The sequence below is a fragment of the Streptomyces sp. NPDC026394 genome, from assembly GCF_055567735.1.
Map to the genome: position 1 here is coordinate 75,466 of NZ_JBVHPX010000004.1, position 14,236 is coordinate 89,701.

Annotated in this window: 10 protein-coding genes; 5 read left to right on the forward strand and 5 right to left on the reverse strand. The window is 74.1% G+C overall.

The window, feature by feature from the left end:
• Positions 1-32 precede the first annotated feature (32 nt).
• The 4 genes from ACZ4QV_RS11915 to ACZ4QV_RS11930 all read left to right on the forward strand — a co-directional run bounded on the left by ACZ4QV_RS11915 (position 33) and on the right by ACZ4QV_RS11930 (position 6,297).
• On the forward strand, positions 33-1,394 hold the full coding sequence (locus ACZ4QV_RS11915) for a class I adenylate-forming enzyme family protein (RefSeq protein ID WP_361590321.1): 1,362 nt from the start codon (positions 33-35) through the stop codon (positions 1,392-1,394).
• Between the two features lie 9 nt (positions 1,395-1,403).
• Positions 1,404-2,576, forward strand: a complete 1,173-nt coding sequence (locus ACZ4QV_RS11920) for an FAD-dependent monooxygenase (RefSeq protein ID WP_361590319.1) — start codon at positions 1,404-1,406, stop codon at positions 2,574-2,576.
• A 165-nt stretch (positions 2,577-2,741) separates the two neighbouring features.
• Positions 2,742-4,778: an ATP-binding protein gene (locus ACZ4QV_RS11925; RefSeq protein WP_361590317.1), complete on the forward strand. Its 2,037-nt coding sequence runs from the start codon at positions 2,742-2,744 to the stop codon at positions 4,776-4,778.
• Positions 4,779-4,785: 7 nt separating this feature from the next.
• The gene (locus ACZ4QV_RS11930) at positions 4,786-6,297 is read left to right on the forward strand and encodes a type 1 periplasmic-binding domain-containing protein (RefSeq protein WP_361147512.1); all 1,512 of its coding nucleotides are present in this window, start codon (positions 4,786-4,788) and stop codon (positions 6,295-6,297) included.
• A 31-nt stretch (positions 6,298-6,328) separates the two neighbouring features.
• Here ACZ4QV_RS11930 and ACZ4QV_RS11935 read toward each other — a convergent pair whose 3' ends face one another.
• From ACZ4QV_RS11935 to ACZ4QV_RS11955, 5 genes are all read right to left on the reverse strand, one after another.
• Complete coding sequence (locus ACZ4QV_RS11935; RefSeq protein WP_361590311.1) at positions 6,329-7,774, reverse strand: MATE family efflux transporter; 1,446 nt, start codon at positions 7,772-7,774, stop codon at positions 6,329-6,331.
• A complete protein-coding gene (locus ACZ4QV_RS11940; RefSeq protein ID WP_361147518.1) occupies positions 7,771-8,799 on the reverse strand; it encodes a cysteine synthase family protein in 1,029 nt (342 codons plus the stop codon). Before ACZ4QV_RS11940 ends, ACZ4QV_RS11935 begins: the two co-directional genes overlap by 4 nt.
• A gap of 68 nt (positions 8,800-8,867) precedes the next feature.
• Complete coding sequence (locus ACZ4QV_RS11945) at positions 8,868-10,250, reverse strand: type III PLP-dependent enzyme domain-containing protein (RefSeq protein WP_361618053.1); 1,383 nt, start codon at positions 10,248-10,250, stop codon at positions 8,868-8,870.
• Positions 10,241-11,266 carry an ornithine cyclodeaminase family protein gene (locus ACZ4QV_RS11950; RefSeq protein ID WP_361590304.1) on the reverse strand — a complete coding sequence of 342 codons (1,026 nt, stop codon included), beginning with the start codon at positions 11,264-11,266 and terminating at the stop codon, positions 10,241-10,243. Before ACZ4QV_RS11950 ends, ACZ4QV_RS11945 begins: the two co-directional genes overlap by 10 nt.
• Positions 11,267-11,309: 43 nt before the next feature.
• Positions 11,310-12,305 (reverse strand): TauD/TfdA family dioxygenase, encoded by a 996-nt coding sequence (locus ACZ4QV_RS11955; RefSeq protein WP_467762831.1) that lies wholly within the window; start codon positions 12,303-12,305, stop codon positions 11,310-11,312.
• Positions 12,306-12,636: 331 nt separating this feature from the next.
• On the opposite strand from ACZ4QV_RS11955, the gene ACZ4QV_RS11960 reads away from it, so the two are divergent.
• Entirely contained in the window at positions 12,637-14,175 is a 1,539-nt protein-coding gene (locus ACZ4QV_RS11960; RefSeq protein ID WP_467762913.1) for an ABC transporter substrate-binding protein, read from the forward strand.
• The last annotated feature ends 61 nt before the right edge of the window (positions 14,176-14,236 follow it).

Below are 14,236 nucleotides of genomic sequence, written 5' to 3' on the forward strand. Positions count from 1 at the left end.
CTCCTCCCACCTGCAAGGAAAGCGAGCCTCTCATGTCCGGCCGACGCCACACCGACATCGCTCTCATCGACGAACAGGGCCCTCTCGCCCGCCGCGCGCTGCGCGCCGCGGTCACGGACCGGGCCGCCGAGCTGGCCGCGCTGGGGCTGCGCCCCGGCGACCGGGCGGTGCTCTGCCGCCCCAACGGCCGCCGGTGGATCACCGACTACCTCGCGCTGGCGGAGCTGGGCGCCGTGGGGGTACCGCTGAACGCCGCTTCGGCGCCGGACGAGCTCCGGCACGCGGCCACCGACAGCGGCGCCGCGCTCCTCCTGACCGCCGAAGGGCCCGGCCCACCGCCACCGCCGCCCGACTCCGGGTCACCGCCCCGCTCCCCCACCGCCGAATTCACCACCGACCTCACCGGTATCGCGACCATCGCCTATACCTCCGGCACCACGGGACGCCCGAAAGGAGCGCTCCAGACCCGGCGCGCGGTGCGGCTCGGCGGGGAGAACATCGCCCGGCGGCTCGCGCTGGGGCCCGGTGACACGGTGCTCAGTCCGCTGCCGCTGGCCCACACGTACGGCACCAACGTCCTGAACGCCGCGCTGTCCGCCGGGGCCGCCCTCGTCCTCCTCACCCGCTTCACCGAGGAGGCGGTGGCCGAGGCGCTGCGCCGCCACCGCCCCACCGTGCTGGCCGGGGTACCGACGATGTACCGGCGGCTGCTGGCCCACGCGGGGCTGCCGCTGGAGTCGGTGCGCTGTTCGCTCTCCGCGGGCCAGCCCGCCGGTGAACGGCTCGCCCGCGCCTGGCAGGAGCGGTCCGGTGCCGTCTTCGCCGAGGGCTGGGGCATGACCGAACTGGCCGGCCTGGCCTCGCTCACCCCCGCCGACGACCCCGGCCACCCGGGCACCGCGGGCCCGCCTGTGCCGGGCGCCGGGGTCCGTACGGGCGAGGACGGTGAACTGCTGGTACGCGGGCCGTTCGTCACTCCGGGCTACCTCGGCTCCCCCGAGGCCACCGCCCACGTCCTGATGCCCGGCGGCGAACTGCGCACCGGGGACGTCGGACGGATGACGGGCGACGGCGACGTGACCGTCCTGGACCGCCTCAAGGACGTGATCCTGTGCGGCGGTTACACGGTCTACCCGGCCGAGGTGGAACGGGTGCTCGCCACCCACCCGTCCGTGGCCGCGGTCGCCGTCACCGCCATGCCGGACGCGGTTCGCGGCGAGGCCCCGCAGGCATGGATAGCGACCGCCGAGGGCGAAGCCGCCGACGAGGCGGCGCTCCTCGCCCACTGCCGGGCCCACCTGGCCCCGTACAAGATCCCCCGCCGTACGACGTTCCTGCCCGAACTCCCCACCACCGCGGGCGGCAAGGTCGCGCGCGGCCGGCTGCCCCGCTAGGAGGCCGTCATGAACACCACCGCTGCACCGCACGTCCTCGTCGTGGGCGCGGGCCCGGTCGGGCTGGCCACGGCCCTGCTGCTGCGGGCCCGCGGTCCGGCCGTCACCGTCCTGGAGGCGGCGGCCGAGCACGCGCCGCGGCCCGGCAGCCGGGCGATCTTCCTGCACCGGCAGTCGCTGGCCACGCTGGCCGCCGCCGATCCGGCGCTCGGCGCCGCGCTGGTCGGCAACGGGCTGGTCTGGGGCGCGCGATGTACGACATTCGAGGGCCGGGAGGTCCATCGCCGTACGTACACCCCGCCTCCGGCGGACCGCGCGCCGTTCTCCAGTCTTCCGCAGCCGGTCATGGAGGAACTGCTGCGCGCCGCCTGCCGCCGCGCCGGTGCCGACATCCGCTGGGAGAGTCCGGTCACCCGGCTCGCTTCCTCGCCCGAGGGCGTGGTGGTGCGCACACCGGAGTCCGAGCACCGTGTCCCGTACGCGGTCGGCTGCGACGGGGCCAGGTCGGCTGTGCGCCGGGCCGTCGGCGTACGGCTGCGCGGCCCCCGCTCCCCGCACGCGTTCCTGGTGGTCGACGTCGCCGACGACCCCGCTCGTCTCCTGCCGTGCGAGCGGGCGTTCCACTACCGCGATCCGCGGATGGCCGGGCGCAACGTGCTGACCGTGCCGTTCCGCGGCGGCCTGCGCGTGGACGTCCAGTGCCGTCCGGACGACGACCCGGAGGCGTTGTCCGAGGCCGCGGCGGACTGGCTGCCCGGCCTGCTGCCGGACGGGCACGCCTGCGCGGTCACCTGGTCCTCGCACTACCGCTTCCAGCAGGTCGTCGCCGACGATCTCACCGACATGCACGGCCGGGTGCTGCTCGCCGGGGAGGCGGGGCACCTCTTCGCCCCCTTCGGGGCACGGGGCCTGAATTCGGGCATCGCCGACGCGGCCGCGGCCGCCGACGCGATCGCCACCGGCGACGTGGCCGGCTTCGCGGCCGCCCGCCACCGGGCCGCCCTGCTCAACCGTCAGGCGGCCGGGCGCGCCCTGGGCCACCTCACCGCGCCCGCTCCCTGGCAGCGCGCCGCGCAGCGGCTGGCGGCCGCCGCGGCGCCCCGGTGCGCCCGCGCCGGGCGCTGGCTGGACTCCGCCCCGTACGGCCCGCGGGACGCCGGTGTCCCCGGGAGCCGCTACTGAGTGCCCGCGTCGCGCGTTCCTCTCCCGTGCGGCGCGGACGGCTCACTCCGTCATACCTCACCGGCCTCATACGGCTCAGCCGTCACCTCTGCTCCCGAACCACCTTGCGCAGGGCCCCGATTGCTGCATCCTGGTCACTCACGACGGTGGCCACGAGGGGGCGCGGTGCAGTCCCGACGTGATCTGATGATCCGGGAGTTCGTCGGTCGGCGGCTCGTCCGGGCGCGCGGTGAACACACCCAACACCCGGCCCTGTTGCTGCTCGGGCCCCGCGGCTGCGGCAAGACCACGCTGGCGGGGCGGCTGGAGACCTGGGGCCGCCGGGCACCGATGGCCGCCCTGGACCTCTCGGCGCTCGACGACGGGGTGCACCACCCCGTCGACGTCCTGGCCCGTATCGCCTTCCAGCTCAACGCCCGCCGGCCGGACTTCCCGCCGCTGGCCCTGCCGTCCTTCGCCGTCCTGCTGATGGCGCTGTCCGCCGAGGCCGACCCGGAGAGCCGGGACGCCGCGCTCGGCCAGATGCGCGAGGCGCTGCGGACGGGCCGTGCGGAGGACCATTCGCTGGCGGTGCTGCGGGATCTGGTGGCCTCGGTCGGTGTGCCGATGGGGCTGCCCGGCTGGTCGGCGGCGGTCGTGCCGCTGATACAGGGGTGGCAGCGGGCCCGGGTGTGGTGGGGCGTGCACCGGAGGGTCGGCCGGGTACCGCGCGGCGGCTCCCGGCCCCAGGTCCCGGCGGACGCCCTCGTCGAGCTGAACCAGCACTTCCGGCACGGCACGGCGGCCCAGCGGGAGCGCGCCGAGTCGGTGCTGCTCCAGGCGTTCCTCGCCGATCTCCAGGGCGCGTACACCCGACACGGCGGCGACCGCGCCCGCACCCTGCGCTGCCTGGTGCTGCTGGACAACGCCGACAGCGAGCTGGGCGACGCGTTCCTCCAGGCCCTGGTCGAGGCGCGGGCCACCGCGGGGCCGGAGCACCGGGACCCGCTGGTGGTCGTGGCGAGCGCGCGCCGCGCGCCGGACGTGCTGCGGCAATTGGAGCAAGGGCCCCGGCCGCTCGGCAGCTACCTGTCGTGCTGGCAGCCGCCGGAACAGGAGGACGGACCGGAGTCGTTCGTGCCGCGGACCGTCGCCCGGCCCGGCGGCGGCGCCCGGCTGGAGGTGGCGCAGTTGCGTCCGCTGGACCGCGCCGAGGTGCAGGAGCAGGCCGGTCCGTACGTGAAGCGGATGCCGCAGGCGGCGCTGGCGGGCATCACGCATCCGGTCGCCTGGCTGGGCCGTACGGTCCACGAGCTGACGCGCGGCCACCCGGCCGCGACCGGTGCGGTGCTGGCCGCACTGGAGGACTTCGCGCCGGACGTGCCCTGCGGGCAGCGGCTGCGCAGGGTGCTGGCGCCCGAAGGCCCGCACTCCGTCGCGGACGAGCTGCTGGAACTGCTCCTCCAGGACCTGCCGCGGGAGCTGGCCGACGGCGCGCTGCCCCGCGCGGCCGCCGCCGTCACCCTCGGGCAGGCCGCGAGCGCCGCCGACCTGTGGCGGCAGGCCGACGCCCCGCCGCGGCTCCTGCGCGGCCTGGCCCACGACGACCGGCACGCCGAACGGATCATCTTCGACGGACAGCCGCACAGCGCGCTCCCGGCCATGGTCCGCACCCTGCTGCTGGGCCGGCTGTCGCTGGCCACGGCGCCTGCCGACGCCCGTGTGCCGTGGGTCCGTACGCACGAGATCCTGCGGGACGCGGCCGAGTCGGGGCGGGCCGGGGCCTACCACCGGCTGGCGGCCGGTGACGTCCAGGGGGCCGCGGCCTATCTGCACGAGCGCTTCCTCGACGTGTGCGGGGGCGGTGGCTCGGCGCAGGCGTGGTGCGCGGAACTGTCCTTCATCCAGCGCGCGCCGCGCCGCTGGGAGGCGGACACGCTGGAACGCTCGGCGGGCGCGGAGTTCCAGCACCGGCTCGCGCGGGCGCAGAGCCCGCCCGAGCAGTTGACGGTCACCCGCCTGCTGGTCGCCGGGTGGATCACCACCCACCCGGCGTCCGATCCCTGCGCGTCGCTGTGGTCCGACCCGTTGGGCGACCCGGTGGCCGAGCTGTACCCGAAGATTGCCGATGCACTGCAGACCCTGAGCGGCCGGCTGGGCGACGAGACGGACCACGACGTGCTGTGGCAGCGGGCGGCCGCCTACGAGAGGAAGCCCTGGTGACCGTCGGATGAGTGGCGAGGACCAGCTCACGGCCCCGCGGCCGCAGCCCCGCAGATGGCTGCGGGCCGCCGTCGCCGTGGCCGTCGCGGGCGCCCTGGGCGTGGGCGGGTACTGGGTGTACGACAGGGTGTTCGAGCGATGTGCGGACGGGGTGCGGGAGCAGGGGCCGCGGAACGAGTGCGTGGGCGTCAGCGACGGCTCGTACGTGTTCGACGCCTCGCTGCGGGACATCTCCCGGCAGATCCTCGCCGAGAACCGGCGGGTGGCGGCGTCCGGCAAACCCTGGGTGTCGGTGGCCTACCTCCAGCCGATGACGACGGGCACCGGGGACCGGGGGCGCGACAGCATACGCCGGGAGCTGGAGGGGGCCTACCTGGCCCAGCGCGAGCTGAACGACCCGCGGCGTGGCGGGCGCGGCGACTCGCCGCAGATCAAGCTGCTGCTGGCGAACAGCGGTGCCGGGTCGGCGCAGTGGGAGCCGCTGGTGGACCAGCTCAAGGAGATGAAGGACGGGGGCCAGCACCTGGTCGCCGTGGCGGGTCTCGGGCAGAGCCGCCGGACCACCCAGCAGGCGGTGGACGCCCTGCGGGAGGCCAGGATTCCCATGATGGGCTCGACGGTGACCGCCGATGCCATGAACCGGCCGGGGCAGACCGGCTTCTGGCGGGTGGCGGCGACCAACTCCGACCAGGCGTCGGCCGCGGTCCGCCACCTGCGGACCCTGCAGAACCGCCCCGGGCAGCAGCGCCCGTACCGCGTGACGACCATCAGGGACCGCAGCGAACAGGACACCTACAGCACCTCCCTGTACCGGAGTTTCAGCGCGGCCGCCGCACGCCACGGCCTGAAGGTCACCGACCTGGGCCTGGCCTACAGTTCGGCCGACCCGGCCACCGCCAACGCCTTCTCCTCGCTCGCCGACCGGGTGTGCGCCGACCCGCCGGACGCCGTGTACTTCGCGGGCCGGGGGCGGGCGCTGCGCGTCTTCATCGAGGCGATGGCCGCCGCCGGCCGGCGCTGCCCGACCACGGTGGTCACGGCGGACGACGTGGTGGGCGTCTTCGACGTGCCGGAGAGCTACGAGTCGCGCCAGGCGTTCCGGAAGGTGTGGCAGCGCAGCCGGGTCACCGTGCACCACACCGTGCTGGCCCACCCCGACCAGTGGACGGACGCGTACCCCGGCTCCGTCAACCCGCTGCCGCAGTTCCGCGACGCCTACCGGAAGGACATCCGCCGGCTGGACACCGAACTGGCCGACGGGCAGGCGATGATGGGCCACGACACCCTGCTCACCCTGGGGGTGGCGATCCGCGAGGGCGCCGGCCGGCAGGGCAGCAGCCCGGTCACCACCGGCAGCACCCGCCAGATGCTGCTCCAGATCAGCGGCAGCAAGCCGGTGTACGGCGTGAGCGGGCCGATCCGCTTCGACGACCACGGCGATCCGGTGGGCAAGCCGCTCGCGCTGGTGGAACTGAAGCCGGACGGCTCGTACGACTTCCGGAAGGTGGTGTGGCCGTAGGGCGGCTCTCCTACGGCCCGCAGGGCGGCGTTCACGCGGCTCGCGCTGTCCGCGGTGCGCCCGCCCGGGCCCGCAGTCTGCTGCCGTAGCGGCGCAGGAGCAGGACGGCGGTGGTGGCGAGGCCGGTGAGCAGGCCGAGCCAGATGCCGAGGGTGTGCAGTCCCGCGGCGAAGCCCAGGAGCCAGGCGGCGGGCAGGCCCACGGCCCAGTAGCCGACGAGGGTGATGCGGAAGCCGCTCTTGGTGTCGTCCAGCCCGCGCAGGAGACCGACGCCGATGTTCTGGGCGCAGTCGAAGAATTGCAGGACCATGACGACCAGCAGCAGGTGGGTGGCGATGGTGACGGCTTCGGTGTCCCGGGCGCGGCCGGTGTCGAAGAACGGGGCGAGGACCGGTCCGGGCAGCGTGACGTAGACGACCGCGACGACGGCCATGACGGCGCCCGCGCAGGCCAGTGCGGAGTTCTTGATGCGCAGCGCGGTGTCGGTGCGGCCGAGGGCGAGTTCGCGGCTGACGTTGACGGACGCGGCGTGGGAGAGGCCGACGGCGACCTGGAAGACGATGTAGACGAGCTGGTTGACGGCGGTGTGCGCGGCCAGTGCGGCGCTGCCGAACGAGCCGGCCATCAGGGCGGTGACGGAGAAGAACCCGGCCTCGGACCCGTAGGTCGCGGCGATCGGCACTCCGAGCCGGACGATGCGGACGGCCGCGGCGCGGTCGGCCCCGGCGATGTTCAGGCTCAGGTGGGGGCCGAGCACCGGGTCGCGTTTCGCGGCGGCGTACAGCGCCAGGAAGGAGAGGAAGTACACGAGGGTGGTGGCCACGCCCACGCCGGGCAGGCCCAGCTCGGGCAGCCCCCAGGTGCCGTGGATCAGCCCCCAGTTGAGCGCGGCGTTGACGGCGACGGAGGCGACGGTGATGCGCAGCAGCGCCTGCGGCCGCCGCATCCCCACGGTGAACTGGCGGACGGCCTGGAACCACAGACACGGCAGCAGGCCCGGCGCGAGGGCGAGCAGCATCGTCCGCGCCCGGTCGACGACGTCCGCCTCCTGGCCGAGCCGGGTCAGCGCCTGGCCGATGAGCAGCATGAGGACGGCACCCGCCAGTCCGGCGAGGGTCGCCACGGCCAGCCCGGCGCGGACGGTCGTACGGATTTCTTGGTCCCCCGCGCTCGGGCCCGTGTCCGCCGGCCCGGCCCCCGCGGCTTCGGCCCGCGCGGTCTCGGCGCGCGCCGAAGCCGCGGCGATGCCGTTGCCGACGGAGGTGACGAGGCCGACGCCCATGGTGCGTAGCTGGTTGAAGACGACGATGGCCAGCCCGCCCGCCGCGAGGTCGGTCGTGCCGAGCGTCCCCATCATCACGGTGTCGGTGGTCGTCAGGGCGACCTGGGCGAGCTGGGTCAGGACGAGGGGGACGGCGAGGGCGGCCAGGGCGCGGCTGTCGCGGAGGAGCGTGGTCACCCGCATGGGTCGGCTCATGTCCTGCGGAGTTTGGTGAGCGTCTCGTCGATTTCGCGTTCCAGGTCGCGGTCGAGGAGGGCGCGGGCGTGCATCCAGTCGTCGTCGAAGACGGTGTCCAGGTACTTCTCGCCGCCGTCGTTGACCAGAGCGACCATAGTGGTGCCGGGCGGGGCGGCGGGGAGCCGGGACAGGGCCTCGTGGACGACACCGCCCGCGGAGCCGCCGATCAGCAGGCCGGTCGCGCGGGCGACGGCGCGGGCAGTGGCGAATGCCTCGATGTCGCCGGCCTTCACGCCGTCGTCGATCAGTCCGAAGTCGACGAGCGCGCCGATCTCGGCGCCTTCGGGCGTGCCGGTACCGGACTGGTAGTAGTCGTGGGCCGGTCCGCCGAAGGCGATGGAGCCCTTGGGTTCGACGCCGACCGTCCGGCAGCCGGGGACGAGGGCGCGCAGTTCGCGGGCGGTGCCGCAGAGGGCGCCGCCGGTGCCCACCGCGCCGATCAGGACGTCGATCCTCCCGTCGAGGGCCTGGTGGAGCTCGTGGGCGACGGGGAAGTAACCGATGCCGTTGCTGGGGTTGTTGTGCTGTTCGGTGAAGACGGTGTTGTGCTGTCCGCGGGCGATCTCCGCGGCCAGTTCCTCCCGGGCGGCGGTGGCCAGCTCGTCGGTGCCGTCGTCGGCGACGTGGACGAGTTCGGCGCCCAGGGCCCGCATGGCGCGCAGCTTGTCGGTGCAGGCGTGGTGGTCGACGACGGCGGTGAAGGTGTAGCCGCGCTCGGCGGCGATCACCGCGAGGCCGAGGCCGGTGTTGCCGGAGGTGGACTCGACGATGCGGCCGCCGGGCCGCAGTTCGCCGCGTGCCTCGGCGTCGAGGACCATCTGGCGGGCCATCCGGATCTTGGCGGTGCCGGTCGGGTTGAACATCTCCAGTTTGAGCAGCAGGCGGCTGCCCGTCTCGGTGCGGCACAGCTCGTACAGCGGGGTGCGGCCGATGAGGTCGGATATGCGGGAGACCACGGCGGGGCGCGCGAGGGCCTCTTTCACTGGGCGGCTCCTGGGCGGGGAAGGGCTGGTCACGAAGGGGGGCGCGACGACGGGCCGAGGCGCGTTCCTCAGCGGGCGGGGCGTCGGTCGAGACGCCAGCGCGGCCGGGGGTCCAGGCGGTCCACGACGACCTTGGGCGGCAGCGGCAGATCGTGGAACGGGGACTCGTTCGAATCCATCTGGTACCCGGCGGTGTTCGGGTAGACCAGCAGGTCGCCGACGCGCGGCCGGGCGGGGAACGGGACCTTGCGCCAGGTGAGCAGGTCCGACTCCAGGCACGTCGCGCCGCCGACGCACGCGGGGTGCACCGCGTCGCCGCGGGCCCGTCCGTCCGGGGTGACCAGGTACGGGTCGGGCAGGTACTCGCTGTTGAACCACTGCTCGGAGAGGCTGAGGCTGGTGCCGTCGACCGTGAGGACGCGGTAGCCGTCACGTTCCTTGACGCCCTGGACGCAGAAGACCGACGCGCCGGCGCCGTCGAGCAGGGCCCGGCCGGGTTCCGCCATCAGCAGCGTGGCGGTCTCCTTGAGCCGGTCTGCCAGGCGGGTACGGCCACCCGCGGGGACGGCGGCGAGGACGGCGCGCAGGGCGTCGGCCCCGGCGACGGGCGAGTGGTACGGATAGAAGCCGTCGGCCTCGAACGTCTTGTGCGCGTGGTAGTGCGCGGGGCGCTGCGCGGCGAGGAACGCCTGCCAGTGGCGGGCGCTGCTGTAGTCGACGGCGAAGCCGCCGCCGATGCTGATCCGGTCGGCCCGCAGGCCCAGTTCCCGCGCGCGCAGGCACCGGTCGAGAAGCTCCCCGGCGAGGTCGGCGCGCGGCTGGACGGCGTATCCGGACAGGTGGAAGCTGAAGCCTTCCATCCGTACGGCGTCCCCGGCGCGTACGCACCGGTCGAGTGCGGTGTCCAGCTCGGCGGCCGTCATGCCGAAGCGGCTGTGCGGCTGCGCGGGCGGCAGGCGGCGCAGCAGCAGGCGGGCGGGGCGTGCGGTGCCGGTCAGGGCGAGCGTGACGAGGAGGTCGAGTTCGTCCAGGGCGTCGACGGCGACCAGGCAGCCCTGGAGTGCGGCCAGGCGCAGCAGTGCGTCGCTCTTGGCCGGCCCGGTGACGACGATGTGCTCGCCGCGTACACCGTGGCCGAGGGCTTCGCGCAGTTCGGGGACGCTCGCCACGTCCACGCCCGCGCCGTGCGCGGCGCAGCGTTCCGCCCAGACGGCGGCCTTGTTGGCCTTCTTCGCGTAGTACACGCGCCCGGCCACCCCGGCGTCGTCGAGGGCGGCGCGGAAGGCGGTGAGGTTGGCGTCGAAGCGGTGCGGGAGCAGGAAGTGGAAGGGGCCGCCGAAGGCGTAGGACAGTTCGTGCAGCAGACCGCTGTCCATGATCCGGTCGGTTCCGGGGTCGGGGTGGGCGGGCAGCGTCGGTACGTCGGCGGGGCGCAGTCCGGTCACCGCCACAGTGCCACCTGCGTTCCCAGCCCCTGGTCGAGGGCGAGTCGGGCGAAGCGGTGGCCGAGGGCGATGTCGGTGACGACCAGTCCGCTGTTGTAGGCGAAGACGCGTTCCCGCGCCGTGCCGCGGCCGGTGGCGGTACCGGCCAGTACGGCCGGGAACTCGGCGTCCACGGCGGGCAACCGGCCCGCCGCGTCCGCCATGTCGGTGCCGGTGACCTTCATCTGCGCCTCGCTGGTCGCCACGACCCGGTCGGCGCGGTGCAGGGTGGACGGCGCCAGTCCGTGTCCCACGAGGACGGACAGCGCGCCGGGCCGGAGCCAGTCGGCCTCGACGGCCGCCGTGGTGTGGCCGCCCGCGGTCGCCACGACGACGTCGGCGTCGCCCGCCGCGGCCCGCAGGTCGGTGACGCGTTCCACGTCCCGGTCCGGGAAGTGGGCGCGCAGTTCTTCGCGTACCGCCGCGATGCCCTCGGGGTGGCTGCCGTACAGCATCAGGCGTTCCAGGTCCGGCAGGGTCGTCAGCAGGAACGGGAGGGCCAGGCGGCCTTGCGTGCCGGTGCCGACGACCAGGGCGCCGCGGGCGCCGGGCGGGGCGCACTCGCGGGCCAGCAGGGCGGAGACGGCCGGGGTGCGCAGCGAGCCGATGCGGCCGCAGTCCATCAGGGCGACGGGCAGGCCGGTGATGTCGTCGTAGAGCGTCAGCGTCGTGTAGTAGTGCTGGCTCCCGCGGTCCTTGTCCAGGCCGTGCTTGTACGAGGTCTTGACGGCGACGACGTCGCGGGAACCGTCCCGGCCGAGCATCGCGTAGGCGACGGAGTGTCCGTCGTCGGGTTTGACGGTGAGTTTGCGCGGGTTGTCGGAGCCGCCCGCGGCGAGGGTGCGGTAGGCGCCTTCGACGGTGGCCACGACATCGGCGAGCGCGATGCCGAGGCCGGCCAGGTCGCTGGTGGTCAGGATGCGCAGGGTGCGGTCGCCGGCGGATATGGAGCGGGAGCAGGCGGCCACGGTGCTGTCGGTCATGTCCGTCCTCGGGGAGCTGCGGGCTGTCATCCGGTGCGGTTGGTCATCCGGTGTGGGCTTCGACGGCGGCCTGACCGTAACCGTGCTCCGACGCCTCGGCCAGGGGGCGCGTACGGCGCGCGGGGACACGGACGGAGGCACGCTTGAGCCAGCGGTCGGTGCCGTCGTAGCGGGCCCGGAAAGGCACCCGGCCGTGTACGACCAGGTCGTTGTCGACGACGAGCACCTCGCCCGGTGCGAGGCGCACGGCGCCGGATACGCGGGCGAGTTCGTGCTCCAGGCGCTCGTAGGCGGCGCGATGGGCGGGCGGCGCGTCGTCCAGGGGGGTGTAGGCGGGGTCGAAGCGCAGGGTCAGGCCGTCGTCCGACCGGAAGAGGGTGGGGACGGCGGGCGGCGGGCCGCCGTCGAAGTTCTTGGCCTCGGTGTACGCGTCGTCAGGCAGGATCGGCAGCAGCGCGCGGCTCAGCAGCTCGATGTCGGCCGCGTCGAGCCGTACGTTGCGGATGCCGGCCGCCGTGGTGGCGATGCGGTCGTGGTTGCGCATGCAACTGAGCATGAGCAGGTGGGCGCGGCCGGGGTGGAAGGCGTCCTCGGTGTGCGGGCCGAGCAGCACGGTGCTGCTGGCGCCGGTCTGCTCGGCCTCGTGGCCGGGGGCGGGGACGATGTTGTGCACGAAGCGGCCGTCCTGCTGGCCTTCCCAGGCGAGGGGGTTGCCCATGGCGGTGGCGAGCAGCAGCAGGACGACGTCGTGCACGGCGCCGCTGTCGCCGGCGGCGGCCCAGCCCGCCGGGGTGGGGCCGAGTCCGAGGTCGTCGACGTGCAGGCCGCGCAGTACGAACAGGCCGTCGTGGGTGTCGACCGGCCGCAGTTGGTGCCGGACCGTGCCGGGCAGTACGGCGGCGGACTCCGCGACGCGGGCGAGGAGATACGGGGAGGCGGCGGAGGTGCCGGCCGCGGCGAGGATCTTCTCGGCGGTGCGGCGCAGTTCCGTGGCGTCGACGGGGTCGAGCTGGCGGACGGGGGCGGCTCCCGTGGTCATGTCGAGGCAGTCCGTTTCCGTTGAGGGTGGGAATCGGGTCCGGTGCGGCGTCGCGCGGGCAGGGCGCGGCGCGCTCGACGGGCCGGGCAGGGGCGGCCATGGCTGCCGTTCCGTGTCCGGGGTCCAGCGGACAGTAACGACGCTACCGATCCAACTTAGGTAAGGCAAACCTCACTTCTTTTGTCGTACTCGCCCACCTTCCAGCAACTCCCGCCCGTTAAGGCCCAGTTGACGACCCCCAAAAGGCGCACTCGGCGGCGAGCGCCCTTGCGCACTCGGATCTCATTAGGGTAGGCAACCCTAAGTGACCGAACGAACAGAGCGAGGCGGCGTGGACTTCACCAGAAGGCAACTGCTCGCGGCCGGCGGGGGCTTGGGCGCGTCCGCGCTGCTCTCGGCGTGCGGCGGCGACGGCGCGGCACCCGCCGCCGGCGGCTCCCCGCGGCAGGGCGGCACCCTGCGCATCGGCGCCCTGGGCCGTCCCTCGGCGATCACCCGCGACCCGCACGGCACCCAGGGCAACGAGAGCGACTACCTCGTCATCGCCCTCGTGTACGACACGCTGACGGCGCCGGGCGACAAGGACAACACCGTCGGCCGCCTCGCCTCCGCCTTCACCCCCTCGAAGGACCTCAGGACCTGGCGGTTCACCGTCGCCGAGGGTGCCGCCTTCCACGACGGGACCCCCGTCACCGCCGACGACGTGGTCTGGTCGCTGCGCCGCCTGCGCGGCACCCCGTCCGGGGCGGCCCGGCTGCCCGGCGTCACGGCGGACCACATCACCGCCGACGGCAAGCGCACCGTCGTCCTCGTCTCCGACTACCCCAACGCCGAACTCCCCCTGCTCACCCGGCTGTCGACCTTCGTCCTCAAGAAGGGCACCGCCGGCAAGGACATACCCGAGGCCCCCGGGACCGGCCCCTTCAAGCTGGACTGGTACCGCGACGGCAACGCCCGGCTGGTGCGCAACGCGGACTGGCACGGCGGCGCGGTCCACCTCGACGCCGTCGAGGTCACCATGTTCCAGAGCCCGCAGGCGATGTCCAACGCGATGCTGTCCGGGCAGATCGACGTGGCGTCCAACGTCGGCGCCGTCGCCGCCCGTACGGCCAAGGCGCGCCGGGACATCCGGATCGTCCGGCGCCCGGACGACATGGCCATGCCCATCGTGATGCGCACCTCCAGCGGCCCGTTCGCCGATCCGAAGGTACGCGAGGCGATGAAGCTGCTGGTGGACCGCGAGGCGATGGTCGCCCAGGTGCTGTCCGGGTACGGGACGGTCGCCAACGACATCCTCGGTACGGGCGATCCCGCCTACGTCAAGGACATCCCGCAGCGCAAGCGCGACCTGGCCAGGGCCGAACGGCTGCTGGCCGACGCCGGGTTCGACTTCTCCCGTACGTATCAGCTCGTCACCACCGAGGACGTCGCCGGACTCGCCGAGTCCGCCACCCTCTTCGCCTCCCAGGCCCGCGAGGCCGGCGTCAGGATCGAGGTCGTCAAGCAGGAGTCCGGCGCCTTCTACCAGAAGACCTGGCTCAAGGGCGACTTCTACACCAACTACTGGGGCACCAACGACTCGGTGGTGTTCTTCGCGTCCAAGACCCTGACCACCGGGGCCGGCCAGAACGAGGCGGACTGGTCCGACACGGCGTTCGACGCCGCGTACCGCAAGGTCATGGCCACCGCCGACCGCGCCGCCCGCGCCGCCGCCCTGCGCGATCTCCAGCGCATCGAGCACGAGCGGTCCGGCTACCTGCTGTGGGGCATGGCGGACGGCATCGACCTGGCCGCGCCGAAGGTGCACGGTCTGCCGAAGCTGCCCGGCTACGGGCGCGTCCAGCTCGAAAACGTCTGGCTCGCCCCGTGACGGAGACCGGCACCCGGCCCGCCGAGGCCGCCGTCCGGCCCGTGCCGAAGCCCGCCGCGCG

What these genes read in the sequence shown, in the direction of transcription:
- ACZ4QV_RS11955 (WP_467762831.1), bottom strand. Translation starts at nt 12,305, where the DNA reads ATGACCACGGGAGCCGCCCCCGTCCGCCAGCTCGACCCCGTCGACGCC.
- ACZ4QV_RS11930 (WP_361147512.1), top strand. Translation starts at nt 4,786, where the DNA reads ATGAGTGGCGAGGACCAGCTCACGGCCCCGCGGCCGCAGCCCCGCAGA.
- ACZ4QV_RS11935 (WP_361590311.1), bottom strand. Translation starts at nt 7,774, where the DNA reads ATGAGCCGACCCATGCGGGTGACCACGCTCCTCCGCGACAGCCGCGCC.
- ACZ4QV_RS11920 (WP_361590319.1), top strand. Translation starts at nt 1,404, where the DNA reads ATGAACACCACCGCTGCACCGCACGTCCTCGTCGTGGGCGCGGGCCCG.
- ACZ4QV_RS11915 (WP_361590321.1), top strand. Translation starts at nt 33, where the DNA reads ATGTCCGGCCGACGCCACACCGACATCGCTCTCATCGACGAACAGGGC.
- ACZ4QV_RS11950 (WP_361590304.1), bottom strand. Translation starts at nt 11,266, where the DNA reads ATGACCGACAGCACCGTGGCCGCCTGCTCCCGCTCCATATCCGCCGGC.